This window comes from Aquihabitans sp. McL0605 (genome assembly GCF_049993875.1).
Lineage (GTDB): Bacteria > Actinomycetota > Acidimicrobiia > Acidimicrobiales > Iamiaceae > Aquihabitans.
Genome location: NZ_CP188252.1, coordinates 567,108 through 587,784, shown reverse-complemented (window position 1 = coordinate 587,784; position 20,677 = coordinate 567,108). Strand labels below are relative to the sequence as shown.

Annotated in this window: 16 protein-coding genes; 9 read left to right on the top strand and 7 right to left on the bottom strand. The window is 71.9% G+C overall.

Going from position 1 to position 20,677, the window contains the following annotated elements; translation table 11 throughout:
• Positions 1-36 precede the first annotated feature (36 nt).
• Genes ACPPVX_RS02680 through ACPPVX_RS02665 form a run of 4 tightly spaced genes read left to right on the top strand, consistent with a single transcriptional unit; the run spans position 37 to position 6,195 of the window.
• Entirely contained in the window at positions 37-1,968 is a 1,932-nt protein-coding gene (locus tag ACPPVX_RS02680; protein WP_426573342.1) for a hypothetical protein, read from the top strand.
• The gene (locus ACPPVX_RS02675) at positions 1,965-3,425 is read left to right on the top strand and encodes a hypothetical protein (RefSeq protein ID WP_426573341.1); all 1,461 of its coding nucleotides are present in this window, start codon (positions 1,965-1,967) and stop codon (positions 3,423-3,425) included. The genes ACPPVX_RS02680 and ACPPVX_RS02675 overlap by 4 nt, the downstream gene beginning before the upstream one ends.
• Positions 3,425-5,074, top strand: a complete 1,650-nt coding sequence (locus tag ACPPVX_RS02670; RefSeq protein ID WP_426573340.1) for a DUF2142 domain-containing protein — start codon at positions 3,425-3,427, stop codon at positions 5,072-5,074. Before ACPPVX_RS02675 ends, ACPPVX_RS02670 begins: the two co-directional genes overlap by 1 nt.
• Positions 5,071-6,195 carry a lysylphosphatidylglycerol synthase transmembrane domain-containing protein gene (locus tag ACPPVX_RS02665; protein WP_426573339.1) on the top strand — a complete coding sequence of 375 codons (1,125 nt, stop codon included), beginning with the start codon at positions 5,071-5,073 and terminating at the stop codon, positions 6,193-6,195. Before ACPPVX_RS02670 ends, ACPPVX_RS02665 begins: the two co-directional genes overlap by 4 nt.
• Positions 6,196-6,243: 48 nt before the next feature.
• Here the strand turns inward: ACPPVX_RS02665 and ACPPVX_RS02660 are convergent, their stop codons facing one another.
• Positions 6,244-6,906 carry a DUF2461 domain-containing protein gene (locus tag ACPPVX_RS02660; protein WP_426573338.1) on the bottom strand — a complete coding sequence of 221 codons (663 nt, stop codon included), beginning with the start codon at positions 6,904-6,906 and terminating at the stop codon, positions 6,244-6,246.
• Positions 6,903-7,892 (bottom strand): methylmalonyl Co-A mutase-associated GTPase MeaB, encoded by a 990-nt coding sequence (gene meaB, locus ACPPVX_RS02655; RefSeq protein ID WP_426573337.1) that lies wholly within the window; start codon positions 7,890-7,892, stop codon positions 6,903-6,905. Before meaB ends, ACPPVX_RS02660 begins: the two co-directional genes overlap by 4 nt.
• Positions 7,893-7,933: 41 nt before the next feature.
• Here meaB and ACPPVX_RS02650 point away from each other — a divergent pair, with 41 nt between their 5' ends.
• Positions 7,934-9,073, top strand: a complete 1,140-nt coding sequence (locus tag ACPPVX_RS02650; protein WP_426573336.1) for an ion channel — start codon at positions 7,934-7,936, stop codon at positions 9,071-9,073.
• A 104-nt stretch (positions 9,074-9,177) separates the two neighbouring features.
• Complete coding sequence (locus ACPPVX_RS02645) at positions 9,178-9,594, top strand: DUF2510 domain-containing protein (RefSeq protein WP_426573335.1); 417 nt, start codon at positions 9,178-9,180, stop codon at positions 9,592-9,594.
• Between the two features lie 27 nt (positions 9,595-9,621).
• Here ACPPVX_RS02645 and scpA read toward each other — a convergent pair whose 3' ends face one another.
• Positions 9,622-11,787: a methylmalonyl-CoA mutase gene (gene scpA / locus ACPPVX_RS02640; RefSeq protein WP_426573334.1), complete on the bottom strand. Its 2,166-nt coding sequence runs from the start codon at positions 11,785-11,787 to the stop codon at positions 9,622-9,624.
• 46 nt (positions 11,788-11,833) lie between these two features.
• On the bottom strand, positions 11,834-12,286 hold the full coding sequence (locus ACPPVX_RS02635) for a CAP domain-containing protein (protein WP_426573333.1): 453 nt from the start codon (positions 12,284-12,286) through the stop codon (positions 11,834-11,836).
• Between the two features lie 161 nt (positions 12,287-12,447).
• On the opposite strand from ACPPVX_RS02635, the gene ACPPVX_RS02630 reads away from it, so the two are divergent.
• Complete coding sequence (locus ACPPVX_RS02630; RefSeq protein WP_426573332.1) at positions 12,448-13,260, top strand: HAD-IIB family hydrolase; 813 nt, start codon at positions 12,448-12,450, stop codon at positions 13,258-13,260.
• Between the two features lie 29 nt (positions 13,261-13,289).
• The gene (locus ACPPVX_RS02625; RefSeq protein WP_426573331.1) at positions 13,290-14,651 is read left to right on the top strand and encodes a dihydrolipoyl dehydrogenase family protein; all 1,362 of its coding nucleotides are present in this window, start codon (positions 13,290-13,292) and stop codon (positions 14,649-14,651) included.
• Between the two features lie 161 nt (positions 14,652-14,812).
• Here the strand turns inward: ACPPVX_RS02625 and ACPPVX_RS02620 are convergent, their stop codons facing one another.
• Positions 14,813-16,612, bottom strand: a complete 1,800-nt coding sequence (locus tag ACPPVX_RS02620) for an acetyl-CoA carboxylase biotin carboxylase subunit (RefSeq protein WP_426573329.1) — start codon at positions 16,610-16,612, stop codon at positions 14,813-14,815.
• A gap of 103 nt (positions 16,613-16,715) precedes the next feature.
• Here ACPPVX_RS02620 and ACPPVX_RS02615 point away from each other — a divergent pair, with 103 nt between their 5' ends.
• Positions 16,716-17,573, top strand: a complete 858-nt coding sequence (locus ACPPVX_RS02615; RefSeq protein WP_426573328.1) for a biotin--[acetyl-CoA-carboxylase] ligase — start codon at positions 16,716-16,718, stop codon at positions 17,571-17,573.
• 27 nt (positions 17,574-17,600) lie between these two features.
• On the opposite strand, the gene ACPPVX_RS02610 is transcribed toward ACPPVX_RS02615, so the two are convergent.
• Both ACPPVX_RS02610 and ACPPVX_RS02605 read right to left on the bottom strand, forming a co-directional pair.
• Complete coding sequence (locus ACPPVX_RS02610; RefSeq protein ID WP_426573327.1) at positions 17,601-19,838, bottom strand: DUF6351 family protein; 2,238 nt, start codon at positions 19,836-19,838, stop codon at positions 17,601-17,603.
• Positions 19,838-20,677: an aminotransferase class IV gene (locus ACPPVX_RS02605; RefSeq protein ID WP_426573326.1), complete on the bottom strand. Its 840-nt coding sequence runs from the start codon at positions 20,675-20,677 to the stop codon at positions 19,838-19,840. The genes ACPPVX_RS02610 and ACPPVX_RS02605 overlap by 1 nt, the downstream gene beginning before the upstream one ends.

The window sequence follows — 20,677 nt, the reverse complement described above, 5'->3', positions numbered from 1 at the left end:
GGAGCCAGGCAGGTCACCCGGTAGTGTCGTGAGGCCATGGCTGCCCCGCTCGCGCCTTCACCCAGCCCGCGCCCGGACGACCAGCCGACCGCCGCGGCTCCTCGGCGCGCCGCCGTGGAGACCGTCGCGGTGGCCGCGGCGGCATGGCTGTGGGCCGCCTGGCTCCTGCGCGTCTGGGACATGCCCAAGCGCCTCCCGTACGACACCCGCTCCGATGCCACGTTGATCTCGGCGATGGTCAAGACGATGGGCGAGCGGGGCTGGTACCTCGAGCAGCCCCGGCTGGGCGCGCCGTTCGGCCAGCACTTCGCCGACTTCCCCCACGGCGGCGAGACGTTCCAGCTCCTGGTCATGAAGGTGCTGGTCAAGATCACCGGCGACTACGGCCTGGCCATCAACCTCTACTTCATGGCCGGCTTCGGCGTCCTGGCCGCCGTCACGTTCGTCGTGCTGCGCTACCTGCGCTTCGGTGCCATCCCGGCGGGGATCGCCGCGCTGATCTACACGTTCCTGCCGTACCACTTCGCCCACGGCGAGATGCACCTGTGGCGCAGCACCTACGCCACCGTGCCGGTGGCGGCGCTGCTGCTGGTCTGGGTGACCTCGTGGCGCGAGCGGTTCCTGGTCGACCCGGTCCTCCAGGGGAAGGGCTCCCTGCGCGGCAACCTGCGCTGGTCGCGGATCGCGATGGCCTGCGCCATGGCCGTGCTTATCGCCGGCACCGAGACCATGGTCACCGCGTTCACGCTCACCCTGCTGGCGTCGGGAGCCATCATCAGCGCCATCGTCTGGCGCGAGCCGATGCGGCTGGCCGTGGCCGGCGTGCTCATCGCCGTGATCGCCGCCACGTTCCTGGTGCTCAGCGTGCCGACGCTCGACTACTACCGGGTGCACGGCAAGAACGACGTCGCCGGCCACCGGCTCGTCACCGAGAGCGAGCTGTGGGGCCTCAAGCTCGTCAAGCTCGTCACCCCCGACCCGCACCACCGCAGCGCAGCGCTGGCCAAGATCGGCGAGAAGGCCCAGGAGCGCACCTTCTTCACCAGCGAGGGCGGCCAGGCCATCGGCATCTTGGGCACCGCAGGGTTCCTCGGGGCCGTGTTCGGGGCGTTCAAGCGCCGGTCCAAGCGCGACGACCCCGACACCCGCCCGCCCTGGGACCGAGGAGCGCTCGACGAGGACGCCACGCTGTTCACCCTGCTCAGCGTGCTGTTCGGCACCGTCAGCGGATTCGCCGTGCTCATGTCGATGGTGGGCTTCGCGCAGGTGCGCGTCTGGAACCGGATCCTGCTGTTCATCGCGTTCTTCGCGGCGGTGGTGGTGCTGCGCTGGTCGGAGTCGCTCACCCGCCGCGTCCGGGCCCGCTCGTCGCGGCCGAAGCTGGTGCTGGGCGCCATCGCGGTGGGCGTGCTGGCGTTCGGGCTGTGGGACTCGGCGCCGCCGGCCCACCTCTCCTACGCCAAGATCGAGGCGCAGAACGCGAGCGACCGCCAGTTCGTGGCCGAGATCGAGGCCAAGATGCCCGACGGCGCCTCCATCTTCCAGCTGCCCGTCGTGCCGTTCCCCGAGGCGCAGCCGGTGGGCGAGATGGAGGACTACGACGAGCTGCGGGGCTACCTCGCCGACGACGGCACGCTGCAGTGGAGCTACGGCGCCTTCAAGGGCCGCGCCGACGCCGACTGGCAGCTGCGCCTGCGAGACAAGGTGGGGACCGTCGGGGCGCTGCCCGCCCTGCTCGGCCTCGGCTACCAGGGCATCTGGATCGACACGAAGGGCTACACCGACAAGCCCGGCCAGGTCGACCAGATCGTCAAGGCGGTGGGGGTCGACCCCCTCACCTCGTCGGACGGCCGGTTCGTCTTCCTCGACCTGCGGCCCTACAAGGAGCGCCTCGGCCTGACCGACGAGCAGCTGCGCCAGAAGACCAAGGACCTGCTCGGCATCGACCCGCCGGAGGCCGGCTCGTGACCGACGTGGCCGAGCCCGACGTGACCCCCGAGCTGGACGACGATCCCGTGGCCGCCCCCGGTGGCGCCGCGCCCGAGCCGCACCTGGGCTGGGGCACCTCGCGCCGCGCCACCACCGTGGCGTGGGTCCTGTTCGCGCTGGTGTCGCTGGTGGTGGGCCGCAGCGTCTTCGACCACGACTTCCGCGACACCGGGATCCGGGGCGACACGGCCAGCTTCGTCCTCCAGGCCGTGAGCCTGGCGTACCAGGGCCACAACCTCAGCTACGACAAGACCGACCTCGACCACTTCCGCGCCCTGCACTGGGAGGCCGAGCCCCGCGGCGCCCACATCCAGCGCGACGACGGCGGGTGGGCGTTCGCCAAACCGTACGGGTACAGCGCGTTCCTGGCGCCGTTCCTCCGCGGGCTCGGCCCGGCCCACGGCCTCGCCGTGGCCAACCTCCTGCTGCTGGCGATCATCGCCGCCTGCTCCACCGCCACCATGTGGCTCCGCTACCGGGGGGCCGTGGTGCCCATCGTGGTCGGGGTGTTCCTCTTCGGGTCCAACCTGTTCTTCTACGCGTACCACGCCTACACCGAGCTGTTCCTCGCCGCCGTGGTGGCGGCGCTGGGCTACTGCCTGCTGCGCGGCGCTCGCTCCCACTCCACGCCGTGGGTCGCCGCCGGCGTCGCCATCAGCGCCATCCTCGTGTCCGAGAAGGCCCCGATGGGGGTGGTGGTGGTCCCGGCCATCGTGGTCGCCCTGTTCGCCCTGCCGGGGTGGTGGAAGCGGCTCATCGCCGTCGGCGCCGGTGCGGTCACCTTCGCCCTCGCCATCTTCCCGTACCTCTTCTACTCCGACTTCACGTCGTGGAACCCCTACGGCGGCGCCCGCTACTACATCGACAAGGGCGCGCCGTTCGGCGGGGCCAACGTCATCTACCCGGTCGACACCAGCGAGACCTTCTCGCTGTCGTACCTGCGCCGGAGCTTGGGTAGCGAGCTGGGGAGCACCGCGAAGTCGGCGGGCTACTACGTGGTGGGGCGCCACACGGGCCTCGCCCTCTACACGCCGATCGCGGTGGTGATCTTGGTCCTGGCCATCGCCGTGGTCATCCACCGCCGCCGGTCGACGCCGGTCATGGGGGCCGCCATCCTCGGGGGCATCGCTGCCTACGTGGGCTTCTACGTGCTGCTGTTCCCGCACAACTACTACGGCGGCGGCCAGTCGTTCGGCAACCGCTACTTCCTCCAGATGGCGCCGATGGTGATCCCGCTGGCGGTGGCCATGGGGCTGCAGGCCAAGCACCTGGTGTGGGGCGCGGCGCTCAGCCTCGTCATCGCGCTCACCGTGCTGCGGTGGGAGTACGGCGACCCGTCGGCGGCGCTCCTCGAGATCTGGCGCACCAACCCGCTGCAGCGGTGGTTCCCCATCGAGGTCAACCAGGAGTACCGGCCGCTCTGGGGCGGTAGTTGATGTCGGTCGTGCCCCCGGCCGACGGCCGGTCGCAGTCGAAGCGCAAGCGGAGGATCCGGATCCCGCGCGCCGTGCTGGCGGCCACCGCCGCGTTCATGGGGCTCACCGCCGTGTGGTCGGTGGTGGCGCCGATCACCGAGGCCCCCGACGAGCAGATGCACCTCGGCATGGTGCTGTACCTCGCCGACGGCCACCCGTACCCGAGCTACGACGAGGTGCACGTCCAGCACGGGCTCATCTGGTTGTGCCGCGAGTTCTCGGCCTCTACCACCGCGTGCCCGCGGATCATCGAGTTCAAGTACCCGGTGGGCCCGGTCCGGCGCCACCCGATCGCCGAGGCCCCCGACAAGAGCCACCGCCTGGCGTGGGACGACGAGGGCGGCGATGAACCGCTCCAGTCGATCAACCAGATGGGGCAGCACCCGCCGCTCTACTACTCCACGATGGCGGCCGTCCTGCGGGCCGAGCGGGCCGTCACCGGTGGCAACTGGTCGCTCGACCGGGAGCTCGCCCTGCTGCGGCTGATCGATGTGCTGATGGTGGCGCCGATCCCGCTGCTGGCGTGGTGGGCCGCCAAGCGCTTCGGCCTCGACGACGTCACCTCGCTGGGTGCCGCGTGCGTGATGCTCGGGCTGCCGATGCTCACCCACATCGGCGGGGCGCTCAACAACGACAACCTGGTGGCGGTGTTCGGCGCCGCCCTCATCGCCCTGCTCGCAGGGGTGGTCCGCGGGGACCGGAAGCGGTCGACCGCGATCGGCGTCGGTGCGGTGCTGGCCGCCGCGCTGCTGAGCAAGTCGCTCGGGGCCGTGTTCGCCCCGCTGGTGGTGCTGGCGTACGCCCTCGGCTGGTGGAACCAGCGCAAGGACGCCGAGCGGCCGGCGGCCCGTTCGGCGGTCGTCCCGCTGGCGATCAGCACCGGCGTCGCCCTCCTGCTCGCGGGCTGGTGGTACGTGCGGGTCCGGGTGCAGACCGGCCAGTTCGCACCCACCGTGGAGTCGCGCTCCTACAACTCGAAGGCCACCCCACCGGGCTTCCACCCCGACCTCCCCGACTACCTCTTCCGGTTCCTCAAGCTGATGAACGTGCGCGTGTGGGGCTCGTTCGGCTGGCACACCGTGCGGATACCGGGTGAGCTGGCCCTGCTGATGACCGCGCTCGTCGTCGCCGCGGTGGCCGTGGCGCTGTGGCCCGGGCGCGACCAGGCGGGCAACGGCCGCCTCAACCGGGCCTTCCTCCTGCTGCCGGTGGCCGGGCTGTTCCTGTTCGTGCTGGCCCGGGCCTGGAACCTCTACTCGCTCACCGGCAAGTACCCGTTCATCCAGGGCCGCTACCTGCTGGCCGGCACGGCCGGCCTGGCCGTGCTCATCGCCCTGGGCGTGCGCCGGGTGGCCCACCGGGGCACTGCGCTGGCCATCGCCGTCGTGGGTGGCCTGCTGCAGCTGTACTCGCTGCTCCTGTGCCTGCGCACCTGGTGGGGCGGTCCGGGGCTCGGTCCTCGTGGCCAGCTCGACGCCCTGGCCGCGTGGAGCGGTTGGCCCGGCGTGGCCGTGGCTGCCATCTTCGTGGTGGCCCTCGCGGCTGGTACCTGGTTCGCGGTCGAGCTGATCCTCGACCTGCGCCGCATCGAGACTGAGGACGCAACGTGACTTCCGAAGGCACCCCCACTGGCACCGGCGGCGCGCCGGAGCACGAGCACGAGCACGTCTCGGCCGAGGACGTGCTCGACGCCGTCGTCGGCAGCGCGCTCGAGCACGGCGACGGAGGCGACGGTGGCGCAGCCCCGTCCGGTGGCGGCGGGGGACGGGCGGCCCGCCTGATCACGGTGTTCGGCCTGGTGCTCGGCGGCGCGGCCGTGTTCTTCGTGGTGCGGCGCCTCATCAAGGACTGGCCCGAGGTCGAGCCGTACGTCCACGACGCCAACTACGCCTGGCTGGCGTTCGCCGGGGTGTGCGCCGTGCTGGGCATGAGCAGTATCGGGTGGGGCTGGCGCCACGTCATGCGCACGCTCGGCGCCGAGCCCCGGTTCTGGCGCACCATCGCCTGGTACTACGTGGGCGAGCTCGGCAAGTACGTGCCGGGCGGGGTCTGGCCGGTGCTCGGCCGCGGCGAGCTCGCCCGGCGCGGCGGCATCCCGCGGTCGCGGGCCTTCACCAGCGTGGCCCTGTCGCTCGGCATGCTCTACCTGGCCGCCATGTTCACCGCGGCCGCGTTCCTGCCCTTCGCCGTCGCCGGGAAGAAGGGCGGGTTCAGCCCGTGGATGCTCGTGCTGCTCGCGCTGCCCGTCGGCGTCGTGCTGCTCCACCACGACGTCCTCGACTGGCTGATGGCGAAGGCGTCGAAGGCCACCAAGCGCGACATCAAGGTCGAGGTGCCGCAGTGGCGCGATTCGCTGATCCTCGTCGCCCGCTACATCCCCACGTGGATCTTCATCGGCACGGCCACCTACGCCGTCACCCGCTCGATCACCGCCGACGTGAGCTACCCGCACATGGTGTTCGCCACGATCCTCTCGTGGACCGTCGGGTTCCTCGCCGTCCCGGTCCCCTCCGGCGCCGGCATCCGCGAGACCGTCCTCTACGCGGCGGCGGGCGTCCCCAAGCCGATCGCCATCACCACGGCGGTCGGCGCCCGCATCATCTTCGTCATCGTCGACGTGGCCGGTGCCGCCGTCTGCGCCCCGTTCGTCCGCCGGGCCCAAGGCCCCATCGCCGGCGAGCCCGAGCCCGAGCCCGAGGCAGACTCCGGCACCACCGCCAACCCCCTCTGATCCGAGTCGACGGGCACGCCGACCTGAGGCGGCGCTAGGAGGCTGGAGTCACCAGCGGCTGTCGGGTGGCGCGGTGGACGGGCCCACGTGGGCGGCCAGCCAGGCGTTCAGCGGGGCGGCGGTGCGCCACACGCCGGTGATCTTGGTGGCGGCGGCCTTGGTGGCGAACCAGGCGGCCGGCTCCCAGGAGCGCACGCCGGCCACGCTCTTGCGCCGGAGCAGCTCGATGCGCGGGTGGTCCCGCGGGTAGCCGCGCGGTGCGGTCTTGAGCGCCTCGCCCTCCATGGCCAGCTTCTGCCGTTCGAGGTCGGCCACGATCGCCGCCAGCTCGTCACCGGTCCCGTCGTCGTCGACCGCTCGCCGGTACCGCTCGAGCTGGTCGGGCGCCATCATCCAGAACCCGGCCCCGACCGCCAGGCCGCGTGCGGAGATCCCCACGTAGTAGCCCTCGCCGTCGGGTCCTTCGCCCACCGCGTAGCAGGCGGTCTTGTAGGGCGACTTGTCCTTGCTGAACCGGGTGTCTCGGTTGGGCCGGAAGACCTTGAGGGGCCCGAACTCGTGGGCCACCAGGTCGCTCAGCGCGTCGAACGGGGCGCGCACGTCGGCGTCGAAGGTGGCCTTGTGGGCCAGCCACCACGGGCGGGTGTTCTCGGCCTCGAGCTGCCGGTAGAAGTCGATGGCCGATGGCGGCCAGCCGCGGAACGCGCTCATGGAGCGATGGTGCCACCACCGCCGAGCAGCTGCTGCGCCGCCACGGTGGGGCTCACGTCGCCGGCCACCACGGCGGCCTCGAGGGCGGGCAGGGCCGCTTGGGTGGCGGGCCGGGCCCGGAACTGCTCGAGCAGGCCGGAGCGGATCTCGTCCCACAGCCACGCCTTGGCCTGGCCGGCTCGCAGGGTGGCGAGCTGGCCCGTTGCGGCGAGGTGGGCGTGGACGGCGGTGATGGCGGTCCAGACCGCCTCGATGCCGGTGCCCTCGGTGGCGCTGACCAGGACGGTGTCGGTGCCGATGCCGTCGTACTTGGGGCGCAGCAGGTGGATGGCCCGGCGCAGGTCGGCGGCCGCGTGGTTGGCCGATGAGGCCAGGTCGCCGTCGGCCTTGGTGACCACGACCAGGTCGGCCAGCTCCATGATCCCGCGCTTGATGCCCTGGAGGTCGTCGCCGCCGGTGGGCGAGGCGAGGAGCACGAACACATCGACCAGGTCGGCGACGGCCAGCTCCGACTGCCCCACCCCCACCGTCTCCACGATCACGACGTCGAACCCGGCGGCCTCGCACAGCAGGAGCGCCTCTCGGGTGCGGCGGGCCACGCCGCCCAGCTCGGTGCCGGCGGGGGAGGGGCGGATGAACGCCTGCGGATCGCGGGCCAGGCGCTCCATGCGCGTCTTGTCGCCGAGGATGGAGCCGCCGCTGCGGGCGCTCGACGGGTCGACGGCCAGCACGGCGAGGCGGTGGCCGGCGGCCGTCAGGTGGGTGCCGAACGCCTCGATGAACGTCGACTTGCCCACGCCCGGCGGCCCGCTGATGCCGATGCGCACCGAGGTGCCGGTGGCGGGCAGCAGCGCGTCGAGCGCGGCGGTGGCGTCGCGACGGTGATCAGGCCGGGTCGATTCGACCAGCGTGATGGCCCGGGCGAGGGCCCGACGGTCACCCGCACGCACGCCGTCGACCAGCTCCTGCACATCACCTGCCACCACGAGGCGCAACCTAGTTCGCCCCGGCTGCGAGACTGCCCGCCGTGAACGCCCTCTCGGTGATCGTCGGCACCGCCCTGGTGCTGTGGATCCTGCTCGACACGTTCGAGACGCTCCTCGCCACCAACCTGCGCAGCGGGCGGTTCTCGTTCACCAAGCTCTTCTACCGAGTGCTCTGGCGGAACTACCGCCGGTTCTGCGTGCGCCTGAAGGACGACGACCGTCGCGAGCGCTGGCTGGCGCGCTTCGGCCCGGCTTCGTTCCTGCTGCTGCTCGTGGCGTGGACCGCGCTCGAGATCTTCGGCTGGGGGCTCATCTGGTGGGGGCTCCGCAGCGGGTTCCACGGCGCCATCGAGTCGCCCGGCGACGCCTGGTACTACTCGGGGGTCGTCTACTTCTCGATCGGCTTCGGCGACATCCTCCCGTCGACGGGGCTGCTGCGGGTGCTCACGGTGATGGAGGGGTTGAGCGGCCTCGGCACGCTGGGCCTCGTGATCGGCTTCCTGCCGTCGCTCAACGCCGCCTACTCCGCCCGGGAGCGCCAGCTCCTCCTGCTCGACGACTTCACCGACCAGCGGGTCACGCCCGTCAGCCTGGTCCGCGCCTACATCGACGACCAGCCCGACGGCGGCCGGGTCGACACCCGCCGCCTCGATGACATGTTCGACGAGTGGGCCGGCTGGTGCGCCGACATCTACGACTCGCACACCTCCTTCCCGATGCTCATGTGGTTCCGGTCGAAGCACCGCGGCCACTCGTGGATCACCGGCCTCGGCGTCGTCACGGACGCGGCCGCCGCCTTCACCGCCACGGTGCCCGGGGCCGAGAGCGGCTCGGCGGCGCGGCTCCACCGCCAAGCCGTCCGCCTGATCACCGGGCTCGGCGAACGGGTGGGCCTCCCGCCCAACGTCACGCGGCCCGCCCTCTCGGTGCGCGGGTGGACGGTGGGGTACTCGGTGATGGCGACGACCGACCTGCCGATGCGCAGCTTCGACGAGAGCTATGCCCGCCTCCAGGTCCTGCGCGGCCAGTTCCACCCGATGATGGAGGCGTTCATCGACGAGCTCCTCGCGCCGCGCGGCTTCTGGGGCGTCACCGCCGCCGACCACATGGCCGAGGCCGACTTCACCGACATCTTGGGCCCCGACGGGTTGTCGGGCCCGGACCCAGATCCTGGGGTCTGACCTCGCGCCGTCGATCCCAGGGCTGCCGCGATCGCTCAAGGGGCCCACGGATCGGCCGATGGGACCCAGCGGGCCTGCGGAGGCGCGCGAGGAGGCGGTTCACGATGCACGAAGAGATGGCCGGGCAGACGGTGCAAGCAGGCTGGTACCCCGACCCGCAGGTGGCCGGCACGATCCGCTACTGGGACGGCGCGACCTGGAGCGACCACACCGCGACGGGCTACGGCAGCGCGCCGGCCGGTCCGGTGGCGGGGTCGGTGCCGGGCTACGGCATGCCGCAGCAGCGGTCGTACGTCGCTCCGAGGCGGTCGTTCACCCAGGCCAACCGCCAGTCGCTGATCGCGATCGGCGTGGGCGTGGCCTACCTGGCCCTCGCCATGACCGTCGGCATCGTGTTCCTGGGGATCATCCCGGTGATGGCGTCGTTCCAGGCGTTCAGCCGCAAGGAGCCGCTGGCTCCCGTGGCGCTCCTGGTCGGCATCGGTTCCGCGGCCCTGGGCGTCATGGCGATCCTCCACTGAGCAGCCGCGGAGCCGCCGGCTCGAGGATCAGGCGCCGAGCCGGGCCTCGATGAGCTCGAGGACCTCGGTGGCCGACTCCAGGATGTTGGTGCCGGGGCCGAAGACGGCGGCGACGCCGGCCTGGCGCAGGAACTCGTAGTCCTGCGGCGGGATCACGCCGCCCACCACCACCAAGATGTCGTCGGCGCCGCGGGCCTTGAGCTCGGCGATGAGCTGGGGGACCAGCGTCTTGTGGCCGGCGGCCTGGCTCGACACGCCGATGACGTGGACGTCGTTGTCGACGGCGTCGGCGGCGGCTTCGGCGGGCGTCTGGAAGAGCACGCCCACATCGACCACGAAGCCGAGGTCGGCGAACGCGGTGGCGATCACCTTGGCGCCTCGGTCGTGGCCGTCCTGGCCCATCTTCACCACGAGCATGCGAGGGCGGCGGCCCTGGCGGGTCTCGAACTCGTCGATGTGGTGGGAGAGGGCGGCGAAGCCCTCGTCGCCGGCGTAGCTGTTCACGTAGACCCCCTCGATGGTGCGCACCTGGGCGGCGTGGCGGCCGAAGACGTCCTCCATGGCGTCGCTCATCTCGCCGACGGTGGCGCGGGCCCGGGCGGCGTCGATGCACAGCGCCAGGAGGTTGCCGTCGCCGCGGGCGCCCTCGGTGAGGGCCTCGAGCGCGGTCTTGACCGCGACGTCGTCGCGCTCGGCCCGGATGCGCTCGAGCTTGGCGATCTGCTGGGCGAGCACCGACGCGTTGTCGATGTCGAGGACGTCGACCAGCTCGGGGTTCTCGACCTTGTACTTGTTGACGCCGACGACGACCTCTTCGCCGCGGTCGATGCGGGCCTGGCGGCGGGCTGCCGACTCCTCGATGCGCAGCTTGGGCATGCCGGACTCGACGGCCTTGGTCATGCCGCCCAGCTCCTCGACCTCGTCGATGAGCGCCTGGGCCTTGTCGACCAGCTCGTTGGTGAGCGCCTCGATGTAGTAGCTGCCGCCCAGGGGATCGATCACGTGGGGGACGCCGGTCTCCTCCTGGATCACCAGCTGCGTGTTGCGGGCGATGCGGGCGGAGAAGTCGGTGGGCAGGCCGAGGGCTTCGTCGAAGGCGTTGGTGTGCAGCGACTGCGTGCCGCCCAGCACCGCGGCCATGGCCTCGATGGTGGTGCGGATCACGTTGTTGTACGGGTCGAGCGCGGTGAGCGAGACGCCGGAGGTCTGGCAGTGCGTGCGCAGCATGAGCGACTTCGGGTTCTTGGGCTCGAACCCGCTCATGGTGCGGTGCCACAGGATGCGGGCGGCGCGCAGCTTGGCGATCTCCATGAAGAAGTCCATGCCGATGGCGAAGAAGAAGCTCAGGCGGCCGGCGAACTTGTCGACGTCGAGCCCCTGCGCCATGGCGGCCCGCACGTACTCCTTGCCGTCCGCGATGGTGAAGGCCAGCTCCTGCTCGGCCGTCGCCCCCGCCTCCTGCATGTGGTACCCGGAGATGCTGATCGAGTTCCACTTCGGCATGTGGTCCGACGTGTAGCTGATGATGTCGGCCACGATCCGCATGCTGGGCTCGGGCGGGTAGATGTACGTGTTGCGGACCATGAACTCCTTGAGGATGTCGTTCTGGATGGTCCCGGCGAGCTGGTCCTGGCTCACGCCCTGCTCTTCGCCGGCCACCACGAACGACGCCAGCACCGGCAGCACGGCGCCGTTCATGGTCATCGAGACCGACATCTGGTCGAGGGGGATGCCGTCGAAGAGGATCTTCATGTCCTCGACGGAGTCGATGGCCACCCCGGCCTTGCCGACGTCGCCGACCACCCGCGGGTGGTCGGAGTCGTAGCCGCGGTGCGTGGCGAGGTCGAACGCCACCGACACGCCCTGCTGGCCGGCTGCCAGGTTGCGCCGGTAGAACGCGTTGCTCTCCTCGGCGGTGGAGAAGCCGGCGTACTGCCGGATGGTCCAGGGCCGGTTGGCGTACATGGTGGCCCGGACGCCGCGCGTGAAGGGCTCGAAGCCCGGCAGCGTGTCGGTGTCGAGGTCCTCCACGTCGGCCGCGGTGTACAGCGGCTTGACGTCGATGCCCTCGGGCCGGGTCCGGGTGAGGTCGCTCGGCGTGCGGCCCTTGAGATCCTTGGCGGCCAAGGCCTCCCAGTCGGACAGGGAGGGCCGGGCGTCGGGGCTGCTGGGGTCTGCGGTGGCGTCGCTCATCGAGGGTGAATCCTACGAGCCGCCCAGATCACCGCCCCAATGCGGATCAGCAGGACCGGTAGAAGACCTGCACCGACCAGACCGTGCCGTTCTTGCGGACGACGCCGGTGCCGACGCGGTTGTAGTTGCCCAAGATGTTGGCCTTGTGCGGGGCCGAGCGCATGTACGCGTCCTGAACGACCTGGGTGGTGGACCCCATGCCGACGTTCTCGCCGACCGCGCACCACTTGGGGAGCCCGGCGGTGCTGAGGGAGCTGCCGCCGCCGGAGTGCTCGAGGCGCCCGGTGTCGGCCATGTGCTGGGCCCAGCTCTGGGCCTTGCGGGTGGCAGCCATGTCGGCGGCGAGCGCCGGCTTCCCGTAGGCCCGACGGCTGGCATTGATCTGGCTCACCATCTTGGTCTGGTTGCCGGTGAAGCAGCTCGTGAGGACGAGCGCCAGAACAATGCAAGCAGCAGCACCCATGAGGCGGCGGCGAGCGGTGGTCTGGTGTTCGTGCATCGTTCTCTCCTGATCGGGAATCCGAGAGGGTTGCACATCGTCACGGAACTGTCACATCGGTCATCCGACCGAAACACATCTCTGTTGGACGCGCGAGAACAGTCCAGCAGGTGGGGGCCGCGATCTGGGTGACCCTCGGGTCCGTCGCCTACCGTCGCCGGGTGCTGCCGCTCATCTGCCTCGACGTCGACGGAACCCTCGTGGGGCTCGCCGGTGCCCCCAGCGACGCCCTCTGGTCGGCCGCCGATCTGGCCCGCCAGCGTGGCCAGCGCCTCACGCTCTGCACCGCTCGACTGGCCGCCGGCCCCACGCGGGTGTGGGCCGAGCGCCTCGACCCGCTCGGCTGGCACGTCTTCCACACGGGTGCGGCACGGTGGAACCCCGCCACCGGCGAAGTGCGCGCCACCCCGATCCCCGACGACGCGGTGGCGGCGTGCCAGGCCACGGCGGCCGCTCACGGCTGGGTGCTCGAGACCTACTCGTGGGACGACTACGTGGTCGACTCCGACGACGCCCTCGCCGTCGAGCACGCCGGCCTGCTCGCGCTGCCCCACGCCCGGCGGCCCATCAGCGACCTGCGCGACCCGGTGGTCCGGGTGCAGTTCGTCGTGACCCGGGATCAGGTGGCCGCCGCCGTGGCCGCGGCCCCCGCCGGCACGGTCGCCTCGGCCGCCACGTCGCCGGTCATGCCGGGCGCTGCGTTCGTGTCGGTCACCGCGGCCGGCGTGTCGAAGGCGGCGGGCATCGCCGCGGTGGCCGACGACCTCGGCGTCCCGATGTCCGACGTGATGATGGTGGGCGACGGCCACAACGACCTGCCCGCCATCGAGGCCGTCGGGTGGGGTGTCGCCATGGGCAACGCCGAGCCCGAGGTCCTGGCCGCAGCCCGGCTCCTCGTGGCCGATGTGGAGGACGACGGCGCCGCCCAGGCCATCGAGGCCTCGGCCTCGCTGGGGGCCGACGGCCGGTCCTGAGCCCCGGCCACGGCCGGTAGCCTGCGCCGATGGCTCAACGCTTCGTCGTCATCGGAGGAGGCCCCGCGGGCAACCAGGCGGCCACCACCGCGGCCCGGCTCGGTGCCGAGGTCACGCTGATCGAGCGAGACATCGTGGGCGGGGCCGCCCACCTCCTCGACTGCATCCCCTCGAAGGCCATGATCGCCACCGGCGGCGCCATGAACGAGATGCGCCGCGCCGCCAGCATGGGGCTCATGCAGGTCGAGGCCCAGCCCGACTTCGACGCCCTGCGCACCCGCATCGCCGCCATCGAGGGCCGCCTCGAGCGCTCCGTCCGGTCGCTCCTCGCCAGCCAGGGCGTACGCATGCTCGCCGGCTCCGGCCGCGTCATCGCGCCCCACGAGGTCGAGGTCACCGCGGCCGACGGCAGCACCCAGGTGGTCCCTGCCGACGTGATCGTGCTGTCCACCGGGAGCCGGCCGCGCATCCCCGACTGGGCGCCGATCGACGGCCACCGGGTGCTCACCACCCGAGACGCGTACCCGCCGCCGGTGCTCCCCGAGCACCTGATCGTGGTCGGCTCCGGCGTCACCGGCGTGGAGTTCGTCCACATGTTCTCGGCGTTCGGCTCCCAGGTCACCCTCATCGTCAGCCGCCAGCAGGTCCTGCCGCAGAAGGACCCGGAGGTGGCGGCGGTGCTCGAGGCCGACTTCTTGGGCCGCGGCGTCCGCCTGTTCAAGGGCGCGCGAGCCCAGGGGCTGGAGCTCGGCGAAGACTCGGTGTCGGTCCGCTGCGACGACGGCCGGGTGGCCAAGGGCACCCACGTGCTGCTGTGCATCGGATCCATCCCCAACTCCGAGGGCCTGGGGCTCGACGACGTCGGGGTCGAGACCGATGGCGGCTACGTCGTGGTCGACCACAACTGCAAGTCCACGGTGGGCCACATCTATGCGGCCGGCGACCTCTCGGGGAAGCTGCCGCTGTCGTCGGTGGCGTCGATGCAGGGCCGCAAGATCGCCGAGCACGCCCTCGGGCTGCACGCCGGGCCGCACCGCCACATCGACTACGAGAAGGCGGCCTCGGCGATCTTCACCGACCCGGAGATCGCCGATGTCGGCCTGGCCGAGGCCGATGCCTTCGCCGAGGGCCGCAAGGTGCGCGTCACCAAGGTGCCGTTCTCGGCCTCGGCCAAGGCGCTGATCAACGACGACCCGCGCGGGTTCGTGAAGATCGTCTCCGACCCGGCCACGGGCGTGGTGCTCGGAGGCTCGATCGTCGGCCAGCACGCCGCCGAGCTCATCTCGGTGATCGCGGTGGCCGTCACGGCCGGCCTGAAGGTGACCGATCTCGCCGAGAGCCTCTTCGTCCACCCCGCGCTGGCCGAAGCCCTCAGCGACGCCGCCGACTGACGCCAGCCCGCCCCAGGCGAACTTGTTGCAGGGAGTGCTGCATCGAGCACTGGCTGCAACAAGTTCACGGTGAGGTCGCGGGCCCGCGCGGAACTTGTTGCAGGGAGTGCTGCATCGAGCACTGGCTGCAACAAGTTGGCGGGGGTGAGCCCGCCGGCGGATTACTCGGCGGCGGCGGGGGTGATGACGACGACGACGTCGCCGGCGCCGACGGCCTGACCGGCCTCGACCTTCACCTCGGCCACGGTGCCGGCCACGTCGGTGGCGACGTTGTTCTCCATCTTCATGGCCTCGAGCACGCACACGACCTGGCCCTCGGCGACGGTGTCACCGACGGCGACGTCGACCTTCACGATGGTGCCCTGCATGGGCGCAGCGATCGACCCGGTGCCGGCGGCACCGCCGCCGCCGGACGCCGCGCGGCGGGCGCGGGGCTTGGCGGCCGAAGCCCCACCGGCGGGAGCCGAGGCGGCGAGCGCCGATTCCGGCACCCACATGGCCACCGAGAAGCGCTTGCCGTTGACCTCGACATCGACGTCGCGGCGGACCTTGGCTTCGGCGTCTTCACCCTCGGCCTCGGGCTCGGCGCCGCGAAGGCGACCGGTGGTGACCCCCGAGAGGTCGAGCGTGCCGTTGTCGACCCAGTTGGTGGAGTGCTCGCCGGCGACGAAGTCGGGGTGGTCGAGGATCAGGAGCTGGGCGGGGAGCGTGGTGTCGATGCCGTCGATGACGAACTCGTTGATGGCCCGCTTCATGCGGCCGATGGCCGTGTCTCGGTCGGAGCCCCAGACGATGAGCTTGCCGACGAGGTTGTCGTAGAACTGGCTGACCTCGTCGCCGGTCTCGTAGCCACCGTCCCAGCGGGTGCCGAAGCCCTGCGGGGCGACGAGCTTCTCGATCTTGCCGGGGGCCGGGAGGAACTTGCCGCCGGCCGGGTTCTCGGCGTTGACGCGGACCTCGATGGACCAGCCCCGCAGGTCGATGTCGTCCTGCGTGAACGAGAGGACGTCGCCCGAGGCGACGCGGATCTGCTCGCGGACGAGGTCGATGCCCGACACCAGCTCGGTGACCGGGTGCTCCACCTGGAGGCGGGTGTTCATCTCGAGGAAGTAGAACGCGCCGTCCTCGTAGAGGAACTCGACGGTGCCGGCGTTGTAGTAGCCGCACGCCTTGGCCACCTTGACGGCCGCCTCGCCCATGGCCTGGCGGATCTCGGCGGGGAAGTTCGGCGCCGGGGACTCCTCGATCAGCTTCTGGTGGCGGCGCTGCACGGAGCAGTCACGCTCGCCGACCCACACGCAGTTGCCGTGCTGGTCGCCGATGATCTGCATCTCGACGTGGCGGGGCTTCACCAAGAAGCGCTCGACGTAGCACTCGTCGCGGCCGAAGCCCTTGAGCGCCTCGGACTGGGCGGACGCCAGGGCGGCGTGCGCCTCCTCGGCGGCGTTGACGACGCGCATGCCGCGCCCGCCACCGCCGTAGGCCGCCTTGATGGCGACGGGCCAGCCGAACTCGTTGCCGAAGGCCACGACCTCGTCACCCGACGACAGGAACTCGCTGGTGCCGGGCACGCCGTGCACGCCGGCCTCTTCGGCGGCGATGCGGCTCGACACCTTGTCGCCCATGACCTCGATCGACTCGGGCGGGGGGCCGATGAAGGTGACGCCGCGCTCGGTGATGGCCCGGGCGAAGTCGGTGTTCTCGGAGAAGAACCCGTAGCCCGGGTGGACGCCGTCGGCGCCGGAGCGCTCGATGATCTCGAGGATCTTGTCGGTGTTGAGGTAGCTCTCTGCGGCCGTCTGGCCGCCGAGGGCGTACGCCTCGTCGGCGAGGCGCACGTGCAGCGCATCTCGGTCGAGCTCGGAGTACACCGCCACAGAGGCGATCCCCAGCTCCTGGCAGGCACGGATGACCCGGACGGCGATCTCGCCCCGGTTCGCGATCAGAATCTTGGTGAGCACAGCGGAATGTCTACGGCGTGGGCAGGGGCCTGTGCCAGATGGCACCGCGTGAAATCCGGCCTCGTGTTGCCCAGCACCGCAGATTCGGGTTGGACTGCTCTGCGTGGACGACGGCTCGGCAGGGGATCTCGCTCGATCGGCGCTGGTCGGGACCCGTTTCGCCGACGTCCGCTGGGTGCCCGAGACGGGATCCACCAACGCCGACGTGCTCGATCTGGCCCGCCAGGGCGAAGGTGAGGGCCTGGTGATCGTGGCCGACCACCAGACGGCCGGCCGCGGCCGTCTGGGCCGCACGTGGCAGGCCCCACCTGGTGCATCGCTGCTGTGCACGGTGCTGCTGCGGCCGTCGGCCGCGGTGTCGGGATCGACCACCATGGCGGTGGCGGTGGCCGCCGCCGACGCGGTGGCCGAGCTCACCGGCTGCACGCCCCGGCTCAAGTGGCCCAACGACCTGGTGTGGCCGGGCGACGGCAGCAGCCCCGACCGGAAGCTCGCCGGCATCCTGGCCGAGGTCGACTGGCCCGCGGCGAGCCAGGTGGCCGGCGGCTGGGCCGAACCGCGCCCCACCGATCGCCTCGTCGTCGCGGTGGGCATCGGGCTCAACGTGGCCTGGGGCCCGTCGGTGCCCGACGACCTCGCCGAGATCGCCGTGGCGCTCGACCACCTCACCGCACCGGCGCCGCCGCCGTCGCGGGTCGAGGTGCTCGTGGCGTTCCTGCGCCACCTCGATCAGCGCTACGGCCGCCTGGTGAGCGATCCCGGTGGCGCCGACGCGCTGCTGGCGGCGTGGCGGGCGCGCTCGGCCACGCTGGGCCGCCGGGTCCGCGTCGACCTCGGTGTCGACGATGTCGTGGGGACGGCGGTCGACGTCACGGGCGAGGGCCACCTGGTGGTCGAGACGCTCGAAGGCGAGCGGCGCACGATCGCCGTCGGCGACGTCGTCCACCTGCGCCCGCTCTGAGCGAGCGGCCTGGACGGGTCGAATCGTTCAGGCGTCCTGGCCGGGCGTCTCGACGTCTTCGTAGGAGCGGTCGGGGTTGGCGGGGACCACCTGGCCCTCCGACGGGGTGTTCCAGTCGCAGACGCCCTGGGGGAACACGTCCAGGAGGTCCTGGAGCTGGGTGGCCGTGAGCGGCTCGGCGTAGTCGAGGGGGTCGATGGCCTTCAGCGCGCACTTCAGGACGTGGTCGGCCCGGGGTCCGCCCGCCGCGGTGCGAGGGTCGCCGGAGAGGGGGAACGCCTTCGTGCAGGCGCCGTCGGCGTCGAACACGTCGACGCCGGAGATGGGCGTGGCGGCCCCGGCGGGCAGGCAGTTGTCGACGGCGGCGTCGGGGCGGGTGCGCAGGAGGACGGCGCTCATGTCGCCGCCGGCGGCGTCGGCTTCCAGGGCCGTCAGCCACTCGTCGACCACGGCCACCGCCTTGGCCGTGTCGTCGTGGCCGGGCGCCCGGCTCCAGATCTGGAACCCGGGTGCGGTGTCGGCCTTGCCGCCGCGGGTGAGGCGGTCGCGGAGCGAGAACGGCCGGAACCGGTCGGTGATGGTCCCCGACGCATCGTCGGCGGTGGTGATGTCGATGATCGGGATGGTGCTCTGATCGCCGCCGCCCATCGACACCCGCCCGGTCTCGTAGGCGTGCATCACCACGTCGGGATCGGCCTCCTCGCGCTGGCCGGTGATGCGGCCGTCGTCGTCGTAGCCGCCGATGGCGGTGTTGAGGTCGACGAACTCGTCGAAGGTGATGGTGCCCTCGTCGAGCGCTTCGAGGCCGTACTGCACGCCCACGTTGTCGAGCGGCCGCTGCGCCCACCCGGTGCCCGGCTCGATCCCGACCTGGTTGCGGTTGCCGTCCTGGAGGGTGCAGCGCACGCCGCCGCGGTTGGTCTTCGGGTCGTAGGTGGATGCCGGCGGGATCTGCGGGTCGCAACCCTTCGAGGGGTCGAGCTCGCCCAGGGCCTGGGCCTTCCAGCGCGCGCACGTCTCGGCGCTGGCGTGCCCGTCGATGGCCTGGCGCTGGGCCGGCGTGAGGGCAGCGCCACGGGCGGTGCCGAAGTAGTGGAGCAGCAGACCGCAGTCGGTGGCCCCGGGCCAGACCGAGAACGTGTCGGCGAACGGATCGACGGCAACCACCCCGTTGACCACGCCCGGGTAGTTCTGGGCCAGCAGGTGGAGCTGGGCCGCACCCCCGGCAGCGCCCTCGCCGATCGTGAACGCCGGGACGCCGAGCTCCTCGATGACGCGCTCCTTGACCATCATCGCGGTCTCGGCCGCCAGCACGTCGTTGCACTGCACGTCGGCGTTGTCGAAGCTGGCGGTGGCCACCGCGTAGCCCTGGCGGAGGTAGGTGGGGTCGATCGCGGAGGTGGCCGGCCGGCCCTGCCCATAGGTGGTGCCGCACACCCCGCCGAACCGGTAGAGCAGCTTCTGGTTCCAGCCCGGCCCCCCGAGATCGTGGTCGCCGGGCGCTCGGCTCAGCGTGGCGATCTCGTACACCGACCGGTTGATCACGCCCTGCTCCACCCGCACGTAGGACGGCACCCGGACCCCGTCGACGGTGGTGGTGCCCAGGTCGGTCGGCGCGGCCGCCCCCGCGGGCAGGGCCTTGAGCCGGCCCTTGGTGTCGATGTAGCGCCACGAGACCTTGCTCGGCGCCGAGCAGTCCTGGTCGGTGGGTGGGCCCAGGCCCTGCTCGGCCGTGGAGCAGGCGAGCAGCGGCAGGTGCGGCCCGGAGATCATCGGGCCCGTGCGCGGCCAGGCCCGGATGCGCTGGACGGTGGTCTTGCCGCCACCGGTCGCCCGGAGGGTGTTGTTGCCCTCGATGAGGCCGGTGATCACGCCTTCGAGCGAACCGTCGATGGGCTCGAGCGAGGCCGTCACGTCGCGGTCGTCGCGGGTGACCCGCAGGCCGCTGGTGCCCGTCCCGTTCGGGGGCGTGACCCGGATGCGGGCGTCGTCGCCCGAGACCCGGTCGGGCTGGCTGCTCAGGACCTCGATGCGGAGGCCGTCGTGGATCGGAGCGGTGCCGCTGCCGAGCGGACCGGTGGTGCTGGGACCGCCCTGGCTCGGGTCCTCGGTGGTGGTGCTGCTCCCGCCGCGGCTGCTCGACGCGTCGGGCGAGCTGTCGGTGGAGCAGGCGGCGGCGGTGAGGGCGACGCCGAGCGCCAGGGCGAGCAGCCGGAGCGCCGGGCGCGGTCGACGGGTGGAGGAGGGCAGGGGAGCGACCGGCACTACGGGTCCAGGGAGTGCGCTTCGAGCGCGCGGAACGCCGCCGCCGCGGCCGCCGTGCGGGGGCCCGGCGCGGCCGCGAGGGCGACGCCGTCGACGGTGGCGATGGGATGGACGTCTCGGGTGGACGAGGTGAGGAAGGCCTCGCTGGTGGCCCGCAGGTGGTCGAGGGTGAGGTCGTCGCGCTCGACCACCTCGACCGCTTCGCACACGAGGGCCCGAGTGATCCCGGCGAGGCAGCCGGTGGCCAGTGCCGGCGTGGCCAGCACCCCGTCGACCTCCAGGAACACGTTCGAGCCGGTGCCCTCGCACAGCGCTCCCGCCGTGTTGGCGAGGATGGCCTCGCTGGCCCCGTGGCGGTGGGCCTCGGCGAGGGCGACGACGTTCTCGGCGTACGACGTGGTCTTGGCGCCGGCCACCGCGCTGCGCTCGTTGCGCGTCCACGGCACGGTGACCACCGCGGTGACCTCGGGCCAGGCGCCGCCGGGCCCGGCGGCGATCACCAGCGTGGGCGGCACGTCGCTGCGGTCCGACCCGAGCGGCCCCGGGCCGCCCGTGACGGTGATCCGGATGCGCCCGACGTCTCCTTCGGCGGAGGCGGCGTCGATGGTGGCGGCGCAGGCCTGCCGCAGGTGCTCATCGTCCCAGGGCAAGCGGAGCCCGATCAGCCCGGCCGAGGTGTGGAGCCGGGCGAGGTGGCGGGTCAGCCCGAACGGGGTGCCCTCCACCACCTTGCACGTCTCGAACACGCCGTCGCCCACGGTCATGCCGTGGTCGAGGGCCGGGACCTGTGCGGAGGCGGCGGGGGAGAGGCGGCCATCGACCGAGACCCAGGTGCTCAT